Genomic DNA, 21,435 nt, shown 5'->3' on the forward strand with positions numbered 1-21,435 from the left:
ATACGTGGCAGACCGAATGCTTACCATCATTCTTAAGCGCTTTACAAAACTCAAAACCGTCCATTACTGGCATCATTACATCTGCAATACAAACGATGGGTTTTACATGCCGGCAAATCTGCAGCCCTTCCTCTCCATTTTCCGCTTTATAAACCTTGTAATCATCTGAAAGAAAATCGCCTATATAATCCCTCAACTCCTTATTGTCTTCAATTATTAACACTTTTTCTTTTAATTCTGTGGAGAAGGTTTTCGTTCTTATCTCAGAGGTTATTGGAAGTATTGAATCTGTAGGCTTCAGTTCAAAATCAAAAATCTCGTCTTCTTCATAAAAGGCTTTATCAATGGGGATTTCAATGGTGAAAACACTTCCTTTTTCAGGGGCACTTTTTAGCTTTATTGTCGATTTATGTACATTGACCAATGAATGGACTAAAGACAAACCTATGCCACTTCCTGTATGCTCGCCTTTGGTCCTTTCAACCTGATAAAACCGCTTAAATATCTTATTTTGACTATCCTGTGGAATCCCGATTCCATCATCACTGACCTCAACAATTAACTTTCTAAAACCCTTTTCATTGATATTAACGCCCAAAAACAAATCCACAAAGCCGTATTTATTGGTAAATTTGATAGCATTGGATAGGAGGTTGTATAAGATCTTATCGTATTTATCCCCGTCAAGCCATCCAATTAGCTCATCATACTCACAGATTAAATGATAGGCAATTTTCTTTTCCTTAACCAAACCGTCAAAAGAGTGAAAAATATTTTTTGAGTATAAAAGAATATCTGTTTTGGACACTTTAAGTTTCAGCTCACCCTTTTGAGCTTGTCTAAAATCAAGCAGTTGATTAACCAGATTATACAACCTGTTTGAATTTTTCAATATCAACCCAATCCTGCTTTTTTGATAATCCGTATTTAACCCTTCTTCGGCCAATTGCTTGGCCGGACCTAAAATCAAAGAAATCGGTGTTCTCAATTCATGCGATATATTGGTAAAAAAGCGCAATTTTTCATGATTCAGCTTGTCCTCCCTTTCGCGATGGACTTTCTCCATCAACAACTCCTGCTTCAACATCCAACTTTTTTTTAATTGACGTTGCACAAGATAAATCAGAAACACCAAAAAGATCAAGGTTAAAAGGATGGCTTTATAGGTCAACCAAAAAGGCGATTTAATTTTTATTTTATAGGCTGAAATATCGCTCCAATGCCCACTGCTATTGGCAGACCTGATTTTAAAAACATAGGTATTAGGATACAAATTGGTATATTGAATATTGGTTGCGTTATTGTCGACTGTTATCCAATCTTCATCAAAACCTTCCAAGATATACTCAAACTTATTTAACCTCGTATTGGCATAGGATGGCGAAGAAAAGGACAACGAAAAATTCCTGTTAACATACTCCAGCTCCATGCTTCGAGAATAATTAATATCCTCATCCAAAACCACTTGACCATTAACCACATCACCAGGTAATACCGTCTTGTTCTGGACTTTAACTTCGCTAATAAATGGATGGTCTGCACTTAAATTATCTTTGAGATCATTCATTGAAAAATAGATGATTTCATCCTTACCTGTTACATATACTAACGAATCCCTAAACAATAAAAATCCCTTATTACTAAAAACATCTAAGCGGTTACCACTACCCACATCATAGGTTATCAGACTATTATCTATGGGATTAAAGCGCCCTACTTCACCATTGTTTAAGTTAAGCCACAAATTCCCATTTTCGTCCTTCTTGATATCGGTAATCCAATTTTCTCTTAATTCCTGAGGATTTGCTACCTGGATAAAATCATCGATATCGGGCTCATAATAATTCAACCCCAATCGGGTTGAAACCCAAATCTTTCCGGAGTCATCCATACATATAGCCTTGGCACTATTGTTTGATAAGCCTTCAATTTTTCCATCTTTTGAATTGTATACTTTGGTTTGATGATTTTCTGAATTATAGGATATAACCCCGTTTTCGGCAGCTATCCATATAATTCCGTCCTCAGACTCTGTTACTTGATTGATTTCTATATGAGGAAACTTTTTTTGAAGGGTGGCGTCAATCTTCAACGTTTGTGGATTTAATTCAACTGCTCCACTACCATGAGAGCCTATAATTAAATTTCCATTTGCCAATTCTTTAAAAGCAAAAACGGGTACTGACTTAAACCCAAGGTCCAATAATTGAGAGGTTTTTGATACGTAGTTGTACACCCCTATTTTACCTGACCATAAACCACAATAAAAGACTTTCCCATCAGGGGTATACATCCCCGATATATCAACACACACTCTATCAACAACTTTAAATTGGTCTTTGTCCTTCAAAAACAAACCACTATTGTGTGTGGCCACCATCAAGCGATCGTCATACGTTTGGGCGTAATCAGATATTCGTGGAATTACACCATCCACAATTAAAGAAAAGGAATTGATTGTTTTAAATTGATTTCTAAAGGGATCAAATTTATCCAATCCATTATCTGTACCAATCCATAACAAATCGGAGTTGTCGAAATACAGAGCAGAAACAGAATTATCAACCAACGATGTTTTTTCTGATCGCTTGGAATAATACCATTTAAAATGGCCTTTCGCAATATCTTCCAAACGGTCACACACAATAATACCACCAATAGTTCCCAACCAATATTTGCCATCCGGAGCCCTGGCAATACAAACAAAATAAGGCCCAATGGTTTCTCTGAATGTAGAATCATGAATAGGCTGTAACTCAAATGTATCCTCTTGTTTATTCCATTTAAACAACCCCTCTCTGGTTCCAATAAAAAGATCGGATTTATCGTCCTGAAAAATAAAATAAACATACGGATTGATGATATTGGTGCCCTCACCTAACAAGTCATACAATTGAATATCAACAATCTCACCATTTTTACCAAGCGTTATTTTTGAAATGCCGCCCGTATCAAAACTGCCCACCCAAACATGACCATTTATATCTTCAAATAGGGATTTGATATAAGTAAATCCATCCAATGGAACACTTGAAAACTCATTGGTTCGTTCATCATAAATACACAATCCAGCATCTTTTGTACCCACCCATATTCGATTAAAATGATCCATATAGATGGATCTGATTTCAGAATCCGGAATGGAATTGGGATGGTCCTTTTCATGAAGAAATGTCGTGAACTGATGCGTGCGCAAATCGAATTTTGTCAGTCCCTCCCGGGTACCAATCCACATAACATCAGAATCTTCATCGATCTCTAAGGCAGTAATATCATCGTTATTAATCCTATTGACTGATCTCGAACTGCTTAAATAAGAAGTAAACCTCTGGCCATCAAAACTATTTAAACCTTTAAAAGTACCTAGCCAAAGTAATCCATGTTCGTCTTGTACAATATGACGAACAGAGTTATGTGAAAGACCATTTTCTCTACTATAATGCTCCAACTTAATTTCTTCAGCATCAACACCATTAAAAAGTAACGACGAAAAAAGCAATATAATTCTGCAGGTCTTCTTCATGTGGATTGGATATATTTTTTTCTCCACCTTAAAAGTATTGAATAAAAAACAAAGACGATAGATTTAAGATTGGCAATAACAGATCATTGACTATATTTTAATATACAAGTGCTTCTTATGCAACACGTAGCCTAACAGCCAACAAATTAGCATATAGGCAATGGCAGTTAAAAGGGAACCAAAAGCACCCGGAGCTATATTTTGAAATATACTTTCACTAACCCACTCAAATGCATTTAGGCCCTTTCCGACGGGAATCAGACAAAGGGTTATGAAAAACAACTCTGAAAACAAATAAATAAACAGAGGATTTTTTCCAAATACATCAAAAAATGAAACGAAACCTGAAGAAATTCGCTCAAACAGGGAAGTCATTATAGAAGCGTTCCATCGAAGACCCAGAAAGGACAGAGACCTTTCATGAGATGAAACACCCGCGTTCACTTTATTTATCTCAACAAAATATATCAGGATGGCCATGATGGCCAAATCGAGGCCTACAGTGTAAAGCACAAAGGGACTGGTCCATAACTTCTTACTAATTGGAAAAATTAAATCCCACCATAGAGCTAGAGAAGTCAGGGCAAAACCCACCATTAAAAGCTTGGAAATACCTTCAAAGGATTTCCCCTTCTTTTGAATAAAACTCCCGGCTATATACCCCAAAACAACATTGACAATGGCAGGCAAGGTACTCAGCAAGCCCTCCGGATCAAAGGGGATACTGTCTCTTTGATACATATGCCCTAAACCTAAAACAGATAAATCAAACTTAGCTATTGCATTGGTAGCCACCCCTAATTCAAGACCCTGTTCTCCAAACACATATAAAATCAACCAATAACCAAGAAGAATACCAACTGAGATAAGAACAGCAACATTCTCAGAAAAGAAATAAAAGATAAGAGACGCAAAGAAATAACAAAGAGCAATTCGTTGTAACACGCCCATAATTCTCGTTTCTGAGAAAGGTTTAAGCATTAAGGCTCCGGATTCACTCATTTCAAAGAATGGAAACCAATACATTAAATAGCCCAAAATGAATATAATCAGGGTTCTCTTAATAATTTTAAACCATACCTCCCTGACAGGAGCCTGCTTCATCTTAAGCATGGAAAAACTCATGGAATTTCCTACTGCAAATAAAAAGGAAGGAAAAACCAAATCCGCTAGAGTAAAGCCGAACCATTGAGCATGAATTAAATAATCGTAGATTTGTGCTCCTGTTCCGGGTGTATTAACCAAAATCATTAAAGCTATTGTTAGCCCTCTAAACACATCCAGAGAAAGAAAACGTTCCTGCTTTATTTTAATAGCTCCGTTCATACTAATAATTATAATCTATCTGGGGTTGGATGTTGTTTAAGGGGACAATCTTATCCCGGTACTTTTCATGCAATTCAAGCGCAATTTCATATGCATTTCCCTCTGGATTGACAGGAAATTCATTCGTTGACAACACCCATTGCCATTCCCATTTTTTGATTTGTTCATCAAAGGTCTTTTGATCGAAATCATCCCAATCGGTTTTTGCCTGAGAAATAAATTGCTCCCAACGCGGTTTATAAAAATCGTTTAATAAACCACTCCATTGACGGTTACTGTATTCGTGCAACCTGTTATCAGCATCTCCCCATAATGTTATTAAATCTCTCGCATTTTGCTCATACAAATCTTTTTCTTCTACAGCAGATCCCCATTCACGGGCATCTGCCAGCCAGGGACCCAGCATAAAATCTTTTTGGGTAGCCAATAAACGATCCAAATCTTCAATGAGCACAAGCAATTCTTTGCTATACTGCTCAAATTTCTCCTTGTCCTTATTTTTGAAGGCCAGAGCCATCTGTTGTTGCACGGGCAAGGCATAATTGGCTAAAACCTGACGGGTAAGATCTACAAGGTCGTAAAGAAAACCCTCGTACTGATCTCCACCATCCACCGATTGAACAAATAAATCCCAGGCAGGCAACAGATCTTCCGGTGCATAATTTAATTTAGTACGGGCCCACCTTCTATAACCTTCCAATGTTGGTCGGGCCACAATAATTGACTCAGCCCCGTCTCTGATAACTTGACCATTATACACCGTTTGAACCAAAATTTGCCATGCCTTTTCCAAATCCGGAGTTGTTCTTCCATATCTGTTTTTCAGGTACCCTTTTAACCAGGATTCAAGGTCAATGGGCGTATCCCTCCAGGTATTGTCGGTCATTAATTCATACAAAACAGGGTTTTGTTCAATGGCTTCCATGGTTAATCCTATCCCTTTAAATTGACCCGAATTTTCATCATGTAAGGCTTCTGCTGGATTATGGGCCACATTTTCTATTCGTCCGAACATACTGATATTACCCCCGAAATTATGAAGCATATTCCAAATCCATTGCTTGCCGTAAAATGCATCGGTCCTTTTCCAGACGGGCTCTATTTCTGCTGCCAAATCAAGAATAATCATCCGGTCATCAGGTATGGTACTCAACAAGCCTTTAATCTGAGGAGCTCTCCAAAAATCGCGGTGGCTATAAAATAACCAACCCTGCATTACCCAGACAGCTTCAGGATCGACAGACGTCATGCCTTCAAATATTTTTTTACTGAGCTCGGCTAAATATTCCGGATCATCTGTGGGCGGTTCATTCTCATTAAAAGTATCGGCAGAGTACAAATGATCGGTTCCATATACCTCTGACTGAACTTCCAGAATTTTTTTGCCGATTTCGGCAAATAAAGCATCTCCGGCATCCAAAATGTAAGTATCCTCAAAATCGTTCCCCCAATTGGTTCGTTTTAATTTGGCCTCCGGAAAATACTTTTTAAAAGAGGCCGGCACATGACCAGTAAATGCCGGCAATACAGGCTTCATGCCCAATTCACGCTCACGTTGAAGTATTTTAAGCTGTAAATCTTTATGACTTTCCTTCCAACGCTTAGGCAAAGGTCCACCCCAACCATCCAGATTTCCCATCCAAAACCATGAAAAGTAAGCCGGACCACTAAAAAAAGGATCTAAATCCTCATCGGTAAAGCCATAGGACCGATAGACCTGATCCCAGATATATTCCTGTCCCGTGATGGCCAGGGGCATATTTATTCCGTGCAAAGCCATCCAATCTATTTCCTTTTCCCAGCGCTCCCAGTCCCACCAACTCATACTATAATTAAACGTACAGTAATTCAGATAGTAACGGTACTCGTAAGGACTGTCCTTACGAATCTTCTCCTGAACTAAAGGAAGGATCTCCGGCAGATTTAAATTGGTGCCATTCCATGTGATTTGGCAATGCCCAAATTCTCTCAAATAATAATACAAAGCCGAGGCAATGGAGACGCCATTGTTTCCTCTCAAAACGATTTGATTATTAACCGATTCTATTTCAAACCAATCTGTAGAATCAGAGGGCAAAAGTTCCACTACAAATTGATCGGTATATTCCGGAACTATTCTTTTTATCAAATCATCAGCAAAAGATTGGTTGGCAAGGGGACTTGAAGGAGTCGTGCAACCAATAAGGACACTGCCAAGGCCCCAAATCAATAGAAGATGCCCTATAACTCTCATGTGGTTTCTTTTTTAAAATTAATAGTATCTCAACCGCCCATTCAATCCAATAACTCACTGTCCGAAAAGGAAGGCGGTAATATTTCTGTTCCCCATTTTTCGGAAGGTGTTGCGCCCATATTTAAAACCAAAGTCCCGCCTTTAACGATATCACGATGCTCAATCCATGATTTGATATAATCGACCCCATTTAGCTGTGCCGATTGGATATGTGTATTTGTTGAAGAGAAATTTCTGGCCTCAATAATAAAATCCTTACCATTCTCCTGATGGATGGTTGTTTTTTCAAAATAAGGCGCATTAATTAAATAGTACGATTGTCCAGCATTGGGGTATAAACCAATCATGTGAAATGCCAGCCAGGATGACATGGCTCCTGAATCATCATTACCAGGTATTCCATCGGGACTGCTATCGTAGTTTTGATCAATAATGGCGTGAATGCGTTCATTGCTCAAATCCGGCCGTCCAATCCAATGATACAAATTCGGACTTAGGAAAGATGGCTCATTGGCCACATTGTAAAGGCCTTTGTCAAACAAGGTATCCAACCTTTTTTGAAAGGCTACTCTTCCGCCCGTCAACTGCACTAATTTAGCCACATCATGAGGAACCGACAAAGAGTATTCCCATGAGCTGGCTTCATAAAAGAAGCCACACCACCAACATACACAAATAGGCCAATCCTGCATTACAGGTGTATAAGGCACGTAACTCACCCTGCCATATTGAGCATTGCATTGAATACTCTCCACCCAATTTCCATGCGCATCTTTGGGCATAATAAAACCTCGTGATCCGTGGTCTTCAATATCGCGCCAAAGATTTTGCCAGTTATCTGCCTGCTTTATAAACCGCCAATATTCACCTCTGCGTTTTATGTTTTTTGCTACTATTGCCAAACAATAATCATTATAGGCATATTCAAGGGTTCGGTTGCCTGCCCGGACAAAATCAGTAGAAACATAGCCTAATCGATTATAATCCGTCAAACCACCGCGCCCTTCTTTCTCCTCACTACCCCCCGGAGGAATAGTCGCGTCTTTTAGCATGGCATCTAATGCCAATTTGTAATTGATGCCCTGCAAGCCCTTTACAAAAGCATCGGCCATCACCACTTCTCCGTTTGATCCCCCCTGGGTTCTTCCGTTATAATTGCCACTGCGGGCATCTGGCATATACCCCTCCCGCTTATAGATCTCCAGCATGGCATTAATAATATCCACCTGACGAGCGGGTGTTAACAAGGTAATTAAGGGACTGGATGACCGGTAGGTATCCCAGATGGCATAAAAATCATCATAGTAAGGGCCGGTATTTTCCCAAAGGGGATTTTCGCCGGTTCTATCTACAGGCATGAGCATGGTATGATACAAACCTGTATAGAGCATGGTTTTCAAATCAGAGCTGGCATCCGCATTTACTTCCAACCGTTTAAAAATCGTTTCCCATTTCTCCTGCACCTGGCTAAGCGTTTGATTAAAATCCCAATGAGGTATTCCCTCATCTATATTTGCCCTTGCCTTTAACGAACTTAAAAAGGAAATACCTATTTTCATTTGTACATCATCATTGGCTCCTTCAAAAACCAATAGGGCACCCGTCTTATCACCTGTATCCATTTGAATCTTTTGATCAGGATACAGCTCCTCTCCTTTCCATGTGAAAAAACTGGAAATCGGCTGATCAAACACAGCGGAAAAATAAACGGTATAAGCCCCCCCATTATTCCATCCGCCACGTATCCGGCTATAACCACGGACCTCATTATCAGACACAATTTCAATCTCGGAGCTGACAAATTGTTGCGCTTCCCGTGCCTCCGGATTTGGGATGGATGGTTCACCTAAAAATTGTCCCAAATCAATTTTAACGAATCGATTGGCTCCCTCTGGAAATGAAAAATGGTAAAAAGCGGCCCTGTCAGCCGTAGTAATTTGGGTTTGAATATGCCACCTGTCAAGCATCACACTGTAATAGCCAAGCCTAACTTGCTCATCACTTCTGGGTGATGCCTGATCTGTCGAAAGGGCGTTTATATCTGATGAAAAAGGCAGCACAGAAATATTCCCATATTTTGGTCCACCGCCAGTACCACTTACATGGAGCTGGCTGAATCCAAAAATCTCCTTATTTGGATCTGCAGAATAACCGCTATTGGCACCCACATCGTTATCAGGTCCGGGTTTTACCATGCCGTATGGGGTTGAAGGGCCAATAAAAACATTGCCCAATCCCTCAGATCCAATCAGTGGATCTACATACTGGTAATTCTGCGACTGCATGGCGAAACAAAACAACCACGAAAACAGAATAATCCCTATAACTTTCTCTTTTAATCTAAGCATGAATCCTATTGTTTTAATCCCCAGTTTTTATTTGGAACACTATCCATTTGCAGAACCAAAGTTCCCCCGTCAGTAATCGTCTGTTGCGGAATCATATAAAAGTTTACCTCCGCTCCGTTCAAAGATCCTGATTGAATAAAATAGTTCTTTTCAGAGTTGTTCTTCGTTTCAATGGTAAATGTCTTTCCCGGATAATACCCTGGATGGAGATGAATGACAATTTTATCAAAGACGGGACTTCCAATTTCCAATTGGGGTTCAAGTGAACATCCACCCTTCATGGAAAACAACCCCATTTTCATTAATACAGCTAAAGAGCCCATCAAGCCCTGATCCTCATCACCGTTGTACCCATTTTGAGGACTCACACCTTCATAAACTTCCATCACCACTCTTCGAGACCAATATTGGGTTAACCAGGGCTTATCCAAGTAATTAAACAGGTAGGCGGTATGAATGGAAGGTTGATTGCCATAATTAATAGGAATGCGACTATATTCAGGATACGTCTCCTTATCATGTGAAGACCCGGCGGTAAAACCAAGTTTTTCAGCCTCGGTAAATGCCCTGTTTAGTTTCTCAGAAGCAGCCTCATCTCCACCCATCAAAGCACTTAGCCCTGAAACATCATGCGGAACAAACCACGTATTTTGTGCACCATTCGCTTCAATAAATCCATTTTCAAGGAGGTAAGGATCAAAATCTTCTTTCCATTCTCCTTCTTTATTCTTTGGTCGCATCCAACCACTAATAGTATCAAACACATTTACATAGTTGGAACTCCGGCTTATAAAATACTGAGCATCTTCTGCATGATCCAACTTCTCCGCTAACTGAGCCAAGGCCCAATCCTGATAAGCATATTCCAAGGTCTGACTGGTTCCATCCTGGTGCGAACCATAAATAATGTCCGACAGGGGATAAGGGACATATCCATTTTCGATGTAATGGGACAAACCACCTCCATAACTGGTATCATGCTCATATCCAGCCTTCTCCATAACACCACCAGGCATTTGATTTTTCTTTAGCGCCAGATAAATACTATCTAAATCCTCTTTGATTATGCCTTTTTGAATGGCACTTATAATAAAAGGGTTAGAGGAAGCTCCTGTCATTACATAAGTATAATTCCCTCCGGAAGGACCTCTGGGTATTAACCCACCATCTTTGTAATACTGCATCAGTGAATGAGCAAACTCTTCCATTATATCCGGATAAACCAATCCCCAAAGCGTATTGATGGTCCATTGAGCACCCCAAAACGAATCAGAATTATAATGATTGAATAAGGGCATTCCTTTTTCATTCACTGGAAGTTGTCCTACCCTAAAATCATCTCCAGTATTATCGGGATAAGCACCATTTACGTCACTAATGACCCTGCGACCGAGTAAAGCATGCCACAAATCGGTATAAAATCTTTGTTGTTGTTCAGTGGAGCCTCCTTCAATTTCAATTCGTGACAATAAACCATTCCATTCTTTTCTCGATGCCTTAACTACCTGATCAAAATTCCAACCAGCTAATTCTTCCTTTAAATTAATTTCGGCGTTTTCGACAGAAGTATAAGATATCGCCAACTTCACCAGTAAGGGTTGAGATTTGACCTTTTTAAAATAAACGACATAATTCCCTGAGGCAGGATCTTGTTCTATTCTTTCAACGGATCGGTTAAATTTGACGGCAAAAAATACGGTGCTAGGTTTGGGACGGCGAAAGGTAGGCTGATTGGTTACCTCACCGATAAAAAGGTCCGACTTTCCAGATCTTTTTAACACCCCCTTATTCATGTAGCTTGGCCCCAATTGTCCATTTAAATTAAAGAGTATTGCGATATTTTCAGCAGAGGTATAACGATGAAAACCCACGCGCTTAGTCGATGTTAATTCTGCTTTTATTTGAAACCGATCTAAAAACAGTTGGTGATAGCCCGGAAATATCTCTTCTGTTTCATGACTAAAACCGGAATAATAATCCCGGAATAAACGGCCGGGCTCGATTAAATCTGGATTAATGGGCATAATCGAAGGTCCTGCCAATTGCCAGGCATGCACATGACTAAAACCTTTTACAGTATCCGTGTTATATCTATATCCACTTCCCCAGGCCCCATCCGTTTCGGTATCCGGACTAAGATTTACCATCCCAAAAGGACGGGAAGCAGAAGAAAAATAGAACCACCGGGAATGCTTTGTGTCAAGCAAGGGGTATACTTTATCGACCACCTGACTCTCTGAGGCTTTTGTTGTCTTCACAATTTCACATGACACTCCCCAAAAAACACATAACAGAACCCCTAAAATTTGGATCATATTACACTTAAAGACATATATCAAAACCTTATGTTTCGTCGGCATTTTGGAATATTGATTTAATTTGAAAATGACAAAATACAGGGCCATACTGCTCCACCCCAAAAACGATCAAAAATCGTTTTTGCACCCTCCAATATTTATTAAGTGACAGCCTCCTTTTTCCCACTTTGGGAAGGATTGAATCCATAAAAAGGAGGATGTTTTGAGGAACACCCTCCTTCAACCTAACCCCTAAAACTTAATATCCAGCATTTTGAGTCCAGTTCGTGTTCTCGTTCAAAACCCCTGTCGGAACTGGAAATATACGTTTGGTATAATCCGTTTTGGCACTTGGATTGATGGTGTTTTTGAATCCCCAGTCATCCTCGAAGCGTCCAAATCGGATTAAGTCATTACGACGCCAGTTTTCATCAAAAAATTCACGTCCACGTTCATCCAGCAGTTCATCCAGAGTAGGGTTTGAAGTGATAGCAGGTGCATTAACATACGAACGTATCTGATTAAACAGTCCCATTGGCGTATCACCATGGGTGGTTGCAGCACCACGAAGAATGGCTTCGCACTTAATAAGAAGAATATCTGCATAACGGAAGATGGGTACATCATTGTCCTGAGAACGATTATACAATCCAAAAGCATTGGGATCCATTATGAACTTATTGAAGCGATAGCCCTGTGACCATCCTGAAACTGCATTACCCACATTCAGGTTTTCATCCTCCACCTTTAGTGTGATTTCCTGAGTCAAAACCACTTGCTCATCTTTGTATAAGAAAGGCGTGTTTGTTTTCATATAAGACGACGGATCGTACTGATACAAAGCATCTTTAAACAGTGCATCCTTGCGCCGATCTCCCTCCAAATTAAACAGTGCTGCAAATTCAGGATTAACTGCCAGGTTACCACCAACTGATTTGGTGACCACCATTCCATAAAGACCAGGCCCGTTATTCCCATCTGTATCTCCCTTGCGCCATGTTCGAAAACGAGCATAGGTCATGCCATCCTGATTTACCGCCGTATAAGGCATGGCATAAATAAAATCTTTAATACCGGGGCCATTGGTAGGATAAAACTTCTCCAGATAATCATCACTAAGATCAAAAAGTCCCGATTGAATAATTTCATCACAAACAGCCACACAATCATCCAATTTTTCATTGGACGAAGTCGCCGACCAGCTGGAACTGGTAACATCCTTTGTATAAACATTCCAGTTAATATACAGCTTAGCCAGGAGCGCATTCACCATCCAATAAGTAGGCTTACCATAAGTGGAAGCGTCCACCGCTGTCGGCATATTGTCACGAATAGCCAATAATTCAGACTCGATCCATTCAGCAACATCCGCACGAGCGCTGCGATCCAAAACCTCATCCGCATCCAGCACATGATCTAAAATAGGAACATCTCCATAACTATCCATCAAAATGAAATGATAGAAAGCACGAATGGCACGTACCGGAGCAACCACTTCTGCATCATCCCCTCCCAAATCAACAATCACCTGGTTGCACTTAGTGATACCGCTCGACAAGTCCGGCCAATATCCAATACATGCATCATCGGCCTTGAAGTTATGCAAACTAGGATGTGCATAGTTGCCAGAGTCATAGTAGTCTCCATCAAAACTCACCCCCGTACACTCATCAGAGGAAAGCGTCATGGCCTCATTGTAACGACGACCTAACATCCCGCGAAAAGCATAATAGACGTCTGACGTTTTTGCTTCTACGGCTATTTCCGAATTTGGATAAGAAGTATATTGTGATTTTATATCTACATCCAAATCTGTACAACTGCTCGCAGCCATGGCTATGAATGCAGCTGATATAAAAAATTTAAAATTTATATTTTTCATTCCTAATAGGTTTTAATTCTTCCTCTATGTTTATTGACACATTGCCTTGGGCTCTTATCCTAAGAACTGAGTATTAAAAGTTGATATTTAGGCCAAGCATAAAAGTCCGGGTACGTGGATAATAAGATTCACGACTATCGATACCTGGTGTAAGACCACCTAAAGATATTTCGGGATCAAGTCCTTTATAATCGCTCAGTGTTAACAGATTGTTGCCTGAAACATACACACTTAATCCATTAATATGGTCGCCTATCCTGCCAAAATCATAATTCAGCGACAAAGTTGACAGACGCAAATATTTACCATCTTCCAGATAGCGATCGGATGGCGCTTGTGCATTTACATCCGAGAATTTCTGATTGGTGGCGACTTCACTTAACACATTTTTTCCCGTGGAAACTAATGCAATGTAATTGTATTGAGCACGGGTTGAATTCAAAATCTTATTTCCCGTAACTCCCTGTATAAAGGCCGTTAGCGTCCATTTTTTATATTTCAAGGTATTGTTCCAACCATACGTCAACTTCGGTTGAGCACTGCCCACATTGGTCCGGTCCGTTTCCTGTGGACTGGTTGTAAATTCTCCTGTACGCTCGCCGGTTTCAAGATCATGCACATAGAATTGAGACACACCGCTTTCATTATACCCAGCCCATTCCCACATATAAAAAGTGCCTATGGACTCACCTTCCATGATGCGTTGCACATTGGCAGTAGCGTAACCGCCAATATTTGGGTTACCAGCATTGATGTAATCCACAGAATAAGTCTGATTGGAGAGACTTACCACCTCATTCTTGTTTTGAGAAAGATTCAAAGAAGTCTCCCAACTAAAGTTGGCCGTCCGAACAGGTATTATATTTAAAGATAACTCAACACCCTTATTGCTAATCTCGCCCACATTAGCAAGCATGCTGCCATAAGGATAGCGGTTGGTAGATACAGCATAACTGTATATCAAATCCTCAGTTTCCTTGTTGTAATACTCCAAAGTACCCGTCAATCGGTTTTTAAAGAAACCGAAATCCATACCCACATTAAGCATGCCGGTACGCTCCCACTTTAAATCAGGGTTGGCATTGCTGGTGGCGGCCAGGGTACGATAATCTGAAACGTTTCCACTTCCATCTGTATATGAGAACCAACCCGAAGCGCCATAGGTTTGGACGGCTGTAAAGGCGTCAAAGCCCAGAGAGTTTCCACTGACTCCATAACCGACACGGAATTTCAAATCATCAAACACATTCAAATTTCGGATCACCAGTAAAAACCTGTGGAATTAAACTCTATATCAAGCATTATTGTATTGTCTTTTCGACCTTGGCGTTGTAGCTTTAGTACCAACGAACAAGACCACTATGAATGCTTACATTGAATTAGCCAAACTGATGCTCCCAGAGGAGATCAGCAAATCGTTCAGTTTAGTGAAAGTCGAAGAGGAAAAGGTTGAGCAGGACAAACGTCTTCACCTCTATCTGGAAGAACTAAACATCCCTCCGGACCATGTTGATGTGCTTAAGCCAAATGGTTTTTATCCTGAATCCCTAATGGGAGATTTCCCTATACGAGACAGGCAGGCAGTGCTTCACTTACGCCGACGGCGATGGCTTGATGCTCGAGGCCAGAGCGTTTCACGAGATTGGAGCCTGATATGTAAGGGCACCCGCTACTCCAATGAGTTTGCGGCTTTTTTAAAAGAATTTGTTGGATAAACACCCCATAACAGGGCGATCTCTTGAGCGTTATTATCCTATACAGGGCGACCAATTTGAGCGGGCCTACAAAGAGCATTTAAGTGGTTTTTCTGAGTGGTCTGATGCTGAACATGCGCAATCATGGCTTCTATTTCCTGAGAATATGGGAGCCTCTCTCAGTATCGATGAAACATCACTTTCCAGAGGAGAGCTCTACACGATAATATCAAACAAGAGTGCTCGCGGGCGCAAAGGCACCATCGTTGCTATTGTTAAAGGAACGAAGATAAACGATGTTGTTAAAGTAGTAAAGACACTCCCGTTTGAAACGCGCCTGCTGGTTAAAGAGGTCACAATGGACTTTTCTGACAGCATGCATGCCATTGTAGAAAAGTGCTTTCCGGATGCCATAATTACGCTGGATCGCTTTCATGTTCAGCAGTTATGTAATGAGGCTATGCAGGAGACCAGGCTGCAAATAAAGCGTGAGGCGCGCAAAATGGAAATTGAGAATCGAGAGCAGCACAAAATGAAGTTGCATCGGAGAATGGTCAGCAGAAAGAAAAATAAGGTTAGTAACCGTGGCAGGAAACCTAATCGCAAGAATGAAGCCTATAAACCCGAATACCTTGAAAATGGAGACACCTTATGTGAATTGGTTACACGCAGCAGATACCTTCTTATGACCTCTGCCGACAACTGGACCGAGACTCAAAAGCTAAGAGCTGAGCTTCTATTTAAGTACTTTCCAAAACTGAGAACCGCCTATAGCCTGACACACTCCTTACGCATGATCTTTTCCAACAAGATGGCAACAAAGGAGTCGGCGGCAGAGGCACTAAAGAAGTGGTATAACAAAGTGACTGATTTTGAAAATGACGCATTCAATACGGTTTCAGCAACAATCTATCAAAGAGAAAAGGAGATCTTGAACTACTTTGTCAACCGGTCAACCAATGCATCAGCAGAATCCCTTAATGCGAAAATCAAGCACTTTAGGGCCCAACTTAGAGGAGTCATTGATGTTAACTTCTTTCTCTACAGGTTAACTCTAATTTATGCATGAGCTAAACACATGTTTTTGCGGGTGATCCCAAATTTCTTATGAAATTTTCTTCGACCAAACGCCAGGAAGCAGAAACAGAAGGGAAAGTCGCCCAACGATTATTCTTTCCAAAAGCCGAACTACCGTCGCGACGCACTGTTGCCTGAAACAAGTACTTACTGTTATAACTGTAATTAAAACGACCATAAAAGGAAATCATCCGCAAAGAGGAAAGCGTATGGTTACTATTTATACCCGAGATATCCATACTGTTGGCATATCCCATATTATAGTATTTTAAAGCGTCATTGTAAAAGTTATAAACCGTTAGTCCAAAGCCATCATTATTGTCAGACTGTTCCCAGGAATAACCCGCCATAAGTCCCATTTTATGAACGTCCTTGAATGTTTTGTCATAATTGAGATAGGTTTCTAAAACCGTTTTGGTATTCTCCACTGCAGTGCGACTTGCCTGACCATGCTGAGAGGAATAAATCTGAGAAGCTATGGTGTTATAATTGCTATAGATAAATTGCTCGTTTTGATACGAAAGACCCAAATTATAAACCAAACCATCCACAATTTTGAAAGAGGCATTGGTTATACCCTGTAAGCGTTTGCTCTCAGTATTGTATTCATCCTCGTAAATCAATGACATGGGATTGTAATTCTGGGAGATGCCAGAACTCTCATACCAACTGCCAGATTCATTACTTATCGGTACCAATGGCGAATAATAATTCATGGCATCCAGCACACTGGCTCCCTGGGTATCCATGGGAACATTGTGATTGTTGGTAATGCTGCCATTCAGGCTAAATGACAGGGTTAAACGGTCATTCAAGGTAGTGGTTTGTAAAAAAGACCGCGCAATGAGCCGGTTCATATCGGTCTCCTTGATAACCCCCTGCTTGTCCATATAGTTAATACTGGTATTGTAACTCGTCACTTCGTCACCCCCACTAATTGAAACGTTGTGGTTGTGGCTAAAGGCCGAACGCTGAACCTCCTTTTGCCAGTCAGTGTTACCTCCTTCATCATTGGGAAGAGCAACACCGTTGGCAGAGGCATAAGCACGAAGTTCCCCTGGCGTCATCATGTCCAGGTTCTTTAGCACATTGTCAGAGGCTACATAACTACTATAACTCACATTGGTCTTACCATCTTTATTACCTTTTTTGGTTGTAACAATAATAACGCCGTTGGCCGCTTTTGAACCATAGATGGCCGTTGCCGATGCATCACGCAAAACATCAATACTCTCGATATCCTCTGGTGCAATCAGAGACAAAGACATACCCGGAATTCCATCAATAACATAGTAGGGCTCTTGCGCTTCGCCGGTACGTAATGTAGAAGCACCACGCAGGGTTATAGATGAGCTACCATTAGGGTCCGATGTCTGGGTAATGGTTAAACCCGGAACTTTTCCCTGCAGCAACTGAGAGGGATCACTATATACGCCATTATTCAGGTCCTTTGCGCTAATAGTTGTAATTGAACTGGTAACATCTTTTCGTGTCATTTTTCCATAACCAACAGCAACCACTTCATCTAAGCCAATCACACTAGGCCTTAACGCTACCTGCATTTTTGTTGTATTGGCATCAATAGCCTTTTCCAGAGTTTCAAAACCTATAAAAGAAAAAACCAAAGTGTTCGCATCTGTAGGTACACTTAATAAAAAATTACCATCATTGTCGGTAATCGTACCACTTGTTGTTCCTTTAACTACAACAGAGACACCCGGCATTGAGTACCCTTGATCATCTAATACAGTACCGGACAATTCGAAACTTTGTCCCCAAGCATTAAATGAATAACCTAAAATAAAGGCTATCATGACTAATTTTAAAGTGAATTGTTTCATAGATTTTAATTTAGATTTCGAAATCTAAATATACATTCAGTAACATTTTTTAACCTAGATTATCTATTCAAACACCTAGACAATCCATTCAGATAGCACAAATGTGGTATTTGTAGCTATTTGTGAACGGGCAGTATAGGACCATGAATGATTTGTACAGGAAGAACCATTTGTTAAATCAACAAACAGCGGGAATAATTAACAATTGCAGTTTCAATTAAAGAAAATCCTTCTCCAGATCGAATAATTCCCCTTTTTTCATGTCGATCATGAAATGATCAGATGGTTCACTAATAAGTAAACTATTAAAAATCTTAATAAATAAATGAAAGTCTGCTTTCAAAGGGTCCACATCTACATTGTCACCGGGCAATTTACTGAGTTCCGCCCGAATAATGGTATGATATTGCTCAAGCCTATCTACTCCGATATCTTCCAAAGCTAACTGGTCAGCACTTAAGAGCCGGTAGAAATCAAAAATCATATCCAAACCACTCCAGTTTACATACTTTGTTGAGTCAGGCTCATTGTCACCTGCCAATTTGAGTAACGAATGTCCATTTGAATTCAGCATAAAATCCCGAAAATCTTTGGGCCAGTCCTTTTTTAAAAAACGCAGTCTTACCAATTCCTTTAAATGCCAATTCATCAATTCCTCATAACTTTTGGAACCCAGGACTTCTTTACTCCAAACATCCTCATTCTCTTTACTATTCAGGTAAGCGTACTCTCTTTCATATAAATGAAAAAACTCATCAAAACCAGGTACAGAATCCAGCTCAACAGTTTCAATTTCCATTTCGTCCGAACTATTGATGCTTAAAACCTTATAAGCCGCAGGGTATCCAGCCAATGAAGGCACCTGAATATTAACCAGAAATGCGCCCTCTCCAAAATTTCTTAGTCCGGTATCATTCAAATGCATATGACCGGCAAAATGTAGTTTTAGGCCTTCCTTCGCAAATAATTCAGCGATACGCTCATCAGGAACCCTGTGTAATTGCCATTTCTCCTCTCCAAATAAGGATTTTAAATCTTGCGCCGCGCCATCATAAAAATCTACCATTGGGTAGTGGCTAAACGTAATCAAAGTCTTATTTAACCTTTTTGATTCTTTCACCACATCCCCTACCCACTTGATCAGATGTTTTTTATAGGCAATTATATTGGCATACTCACCACCACGCTCCAAAGGCGCCTTTTTATAATCAGCCTCCTCCCCGGAAGGTAAAAAGACATTCCCATCAAGGGCCAATAACCACAAGCCATCTTCGGGTTCTACCAAATAACTAACATCAGGCAGTTTTTTATTGGAGCCATCCACTGCATATGATCTGTGACTCAAAGACGATTGTGCCAAGGCATGCTCATAACTATACTCTTCGTAGTGATAATTAGAAAAGGGGGTTTCCCAATATTTATAGTTTTCTTGGGGTAAGAAACCATTTCGCCCAAGTGCCTTGACAATCTCCTCATACCCCATTTTGCGCATATCCTTGGTAACTACAACCGGATTTTCATCCCTGGATGCAGGACTATATAATCCTTCCTCACTTATGATGGCCTGGGGCTTTCCGTCCTCACCCAAAAAGTCGGTCTTTCCGGCTTCCGTCGCATAAGGACCTACCGGGTCATGATTTCCTGTTATGGCAAAAAACTGAATGCCATAAGTGGTCGAATAAGCCTCAAGAATATGATGGACGCCTCTAATATTGTAGGGCTGTCCATCATCACTAAAATCACCGGGAAGCACCACATACTTAATATTTCTATTTACAACATCATCAAGGGCAGCCCTAAAAGCAAAGTAGTTTTCATTAAAAATACGCGTACTATGAAGCTGCGACTTCATAGTACGAATATGGACGTATTTTTGATTGGCCGGGTTAAGAACACCCTTGTAACTAGTGTCTTCAAATCCCCCATAAACATCACTCAAATGAACATCGGCCATAAAGGCAATTTGAACACGACTTACTTCTGCTTGTGGCTGTTTGCATGATGTACTAAAACCAATTAGTAAAAATGTAACCAGAAAAGCTTTTAGCTTTTGTACCATAGAAAGGCTTTTACAAAAAATCGTTACTCAACAGGACCAATGCACAAAATCAATGAATACCAATAGAAAACCTTGTTTTTTCATCCCAATGCAACATCCAAAAACATCATTGCGGCAAAACCCAACATAGCGCCAATGGTCGAAAAGTCCGTTTCATTACCAGATTGGGATTAAGGAATATGTTCTTCCACCACAACAAAAATCATTGCCCCGGCGGCAAATGACAGGGCATAGGGCAACAAAGGGGTCATTGTCAATACGAGGTATGCCCCAACTACTCCGGCAATAGGTTCAACAATCCCAGACATTTGGCCATAATTAAAAGCCTTTAACCTTGAGAAACCTTCTCTTCTTAGAGGAATGGAAACGGCAGCAACTTCCGGAAAATTCTGCAAACCAATTCCTAATGCCAGGGCAACTGCCCCGGCAAGCACCCCCGCATCAGGATTATGAGCCAATGCTCCAAAAGCAACCCCTACTGCCAGTCCTTCAGGTATGTTATGGAGAGTAATAGCCAACACCAGCAACACACTCCGTTGCCAGGAGGTTTTAACCCCTTCAGCCTTATCTATTGACAGGCCCAAGTGCAAGTGAGGCAATATCTTATCAATCATTAACAAAAATGCTCCACCACTTAAGAATCCAATCAGGGCAGGCATCCAGGGCAAGGTCCCACTTGCTTCAGCCATTTCTATGGCAGGCTTAAGCAGCGACCAAAAGCTAGCCGCTATCATTACCCCTGCTGCAAAACCCAGCATAGAATTCAATATCTTTTTATTAATAGTTCTAAAGAAAAAAACCATCGAGGCCCCGAGGGCAGTTACAGCCCAAGTGAATAAAGTCGCAAAAAGCGCCAGCACCACAGGGTTGTACTCAAGTAGAAAATCTAGTTCCATAGTTATATATTGCAAGTCAAACAAAGCCTTCGGCCAACCACGTATTGTAAAAGTAAGAAAATTTCTACAGCCGATGATGCCAACCTATTATATACTACAAACAGAAGGGCTATGTATTAGTGCCGTTACTAATACTAATTGAGTAGATCGCATAAGTATAGTCATACAACGGTTAGTGCTTGGCACCATGTCTCTATTACCAGAGACTTCACATTGAGGTCTGATTACTTTTTAGGGAGTGTAAAATTAACTCTGTCCG

Annotated in this window: 12 protein-coding genes; 2 read left to right on the forward strand and 10 right to left on the reverse strand. The window is 40.6% G+C overall.

The annotated features are described in order from the left end of the window. The 7 genes from B4W65_RS15930 to B4W65_RS15960 all read right to left on the reverse strand — a co-directional run. Nucleotides 1–3,523: hybrid sensor histidine kinase/response regulator (locus B4W65_RS15930; RefSeq protein ID WP_088656166.1), on the reverse strand; the 3,523-nt coding region annotated here is incomplete at its 3' end. A 90-nt stretch (nt 3,524–3,613) separates the two neighbouring features. Further along, complete coding sequence (locus B4W65_RS15935; RefSeq protein ID WP_088656167.1) at nt 3,614–4,849, reverse strand: acyltransferase family protein; 1,236 nt, start codon at nt 4,847–4,849, stop codon at nt 3,614–3,616. Between the two features lies 1 nt (nt 4,850). Further along, nucleotides 4,851–7,082: an alpha-N-acetylglucosaminidase gene (locus B4W65_RS15940; RefSeq protein WP_088656168.1), complete on the reverse strand. Its 2,232-nt coding sequence runs from the start codon at nt 7,080–7,082 to the stop codon at nt 4,851–4,853. 41 nt (nt 7,083–7,123) lie between these two features. Beyond that, nucleotides 7,124–9,430 carry a GH92 family glycosyl hydrolase gene (locus B4W65_RS15945; protein WP_088656169.1) on the reverse strand — a complete coding sequence of 769 codons (2,307 nt, stop codon included), beginning with the start codon at nt 9,428–9,430 and terminating at the stop codon, nt 7,124–7,126. Between the two features lie 5 nt (nt 9,431–9,435). Beyond that, nucleotides 9,436–11,745 carry a GH92 family glycosyl hydrolase gene (locus B4W65_RS15950; RefSeq protein WP_088656175.1) on the reverse strand — a complete coding sequence of 770 codons (2,310 nt, stop codon included), beginning with the start codon at nt 11,743–11,745 and terminating at the stop codon, nt 9,436–9,438. Nucleotides 11,746–11,986: 241 nt separating this feature from the next. Further along, the gene (locus B4W65_RS15955) at nt 11,987–13,609 is read right to left on the reverse strand and encodes a RagB/SusD family nutrient uptake outer membrane protein (protein WP_088656170.1); all 1,623 of its coding nucleotides are present in this window, start codon (nt 13,607–13,609) and stop codon (nt 11,987–11,989) included. A 73-nt stretch (nt 13,610–13,682) separates the two neighbouring features. Then, on the reverse strand, nt 13,683–14,855 hold the full coding sequence (locus B4W65_RS15960) for a TonB-dependent receptor domain-containing protein (protein WP_205741309.1): 1,173 nt from the start codon (nt 14,853–14,855) through the stop codon (nt 13,683–13,685). A 115-nt stretch (nt 14,856–14,970) separates the two neighbouring features. Here B4W65_RS15960 and B4W65_RS15965 point away from each other — a divergent pair, with 115 nt between their 5' ends. Next, nucleotides 14,971–15,324, forward strand: coding sequence for an ISAon1 family transposase N-terminal region protein (locus tag B4W65_RS15965; protein WP_088656172.1), 354 nt, complete (start codon nt 14,971–14,973; stop codon nt 15,322–15,324). After that, nucleotides 15,317–16,372, forward strand: a complete 1,056-nt coding sequence (locus tag B4W65_RS15970; RefSeq protein ID WP_088656176.1) for a transposase — start codon at nt 15,317–15,319, stop codon at nt 16,370–16,372. Before B4W65_RS15965 ends, B4W65_RS15970 begins: the two co-directional genes overlap by 8 nt. A 1-nt stretch (nt 16,373) precedes the next feature. On the opposite strand, the gene B4W65_RS15975 is transcribed toward B4W65_RS15970, so the two are convergent. The 3 genes from B4W65_RS15975 to B4W65_RS15985 form a co-directional block, all read right to left on the reverse strand. After that, nucleotides 16,374–18,221, reverse strand: coding sequence for a SusC/RagA family TonB-linked outer membrane protein (locus tag B4W65_RS15975; RefSeq protein ID WP_088656173.1), 1,848 nt, complete (start codon nt 18,219–18,221; stop codon nt 16,374–16,376). A 217-nt stretch (nt 18,222–18,438) separates the two neighbouring features. Further along, entirely contained in the window at nt 18,439–20,280 is a 1,842-nt protein-coding gene (locus B4W65_RS15980; RefSeq protein ID WP_088656174.1) for a metallophosphoesterase, read from the reverse strand. A gap of 170 nt (nt 20,281–20,450) precedes the next feature. Next, complete coding sequence (locus B4W65_RS15985) at nt 20,451–21,176, reverse strand: ZIP family metal transporter (RefSeq protein ID WP_240509591.1); 726 nt, start codon at nt 21,174–21,176, stop codon at nt 20,451–20,453. Between the last annotated feature and the right edge of the window lie 259 nt (nt 21,177–21,435).

It is taken from the genome of Geofilum rhodophaeum (assembly GCF_002210225.1).
Classification (GTDB): domain Bacteria; phylum Bacteroidota; class Bacteroidia; order Bacteroidales; family Marinilabiliaceae; genus Geofilum; species Geofilum rhodophaeum.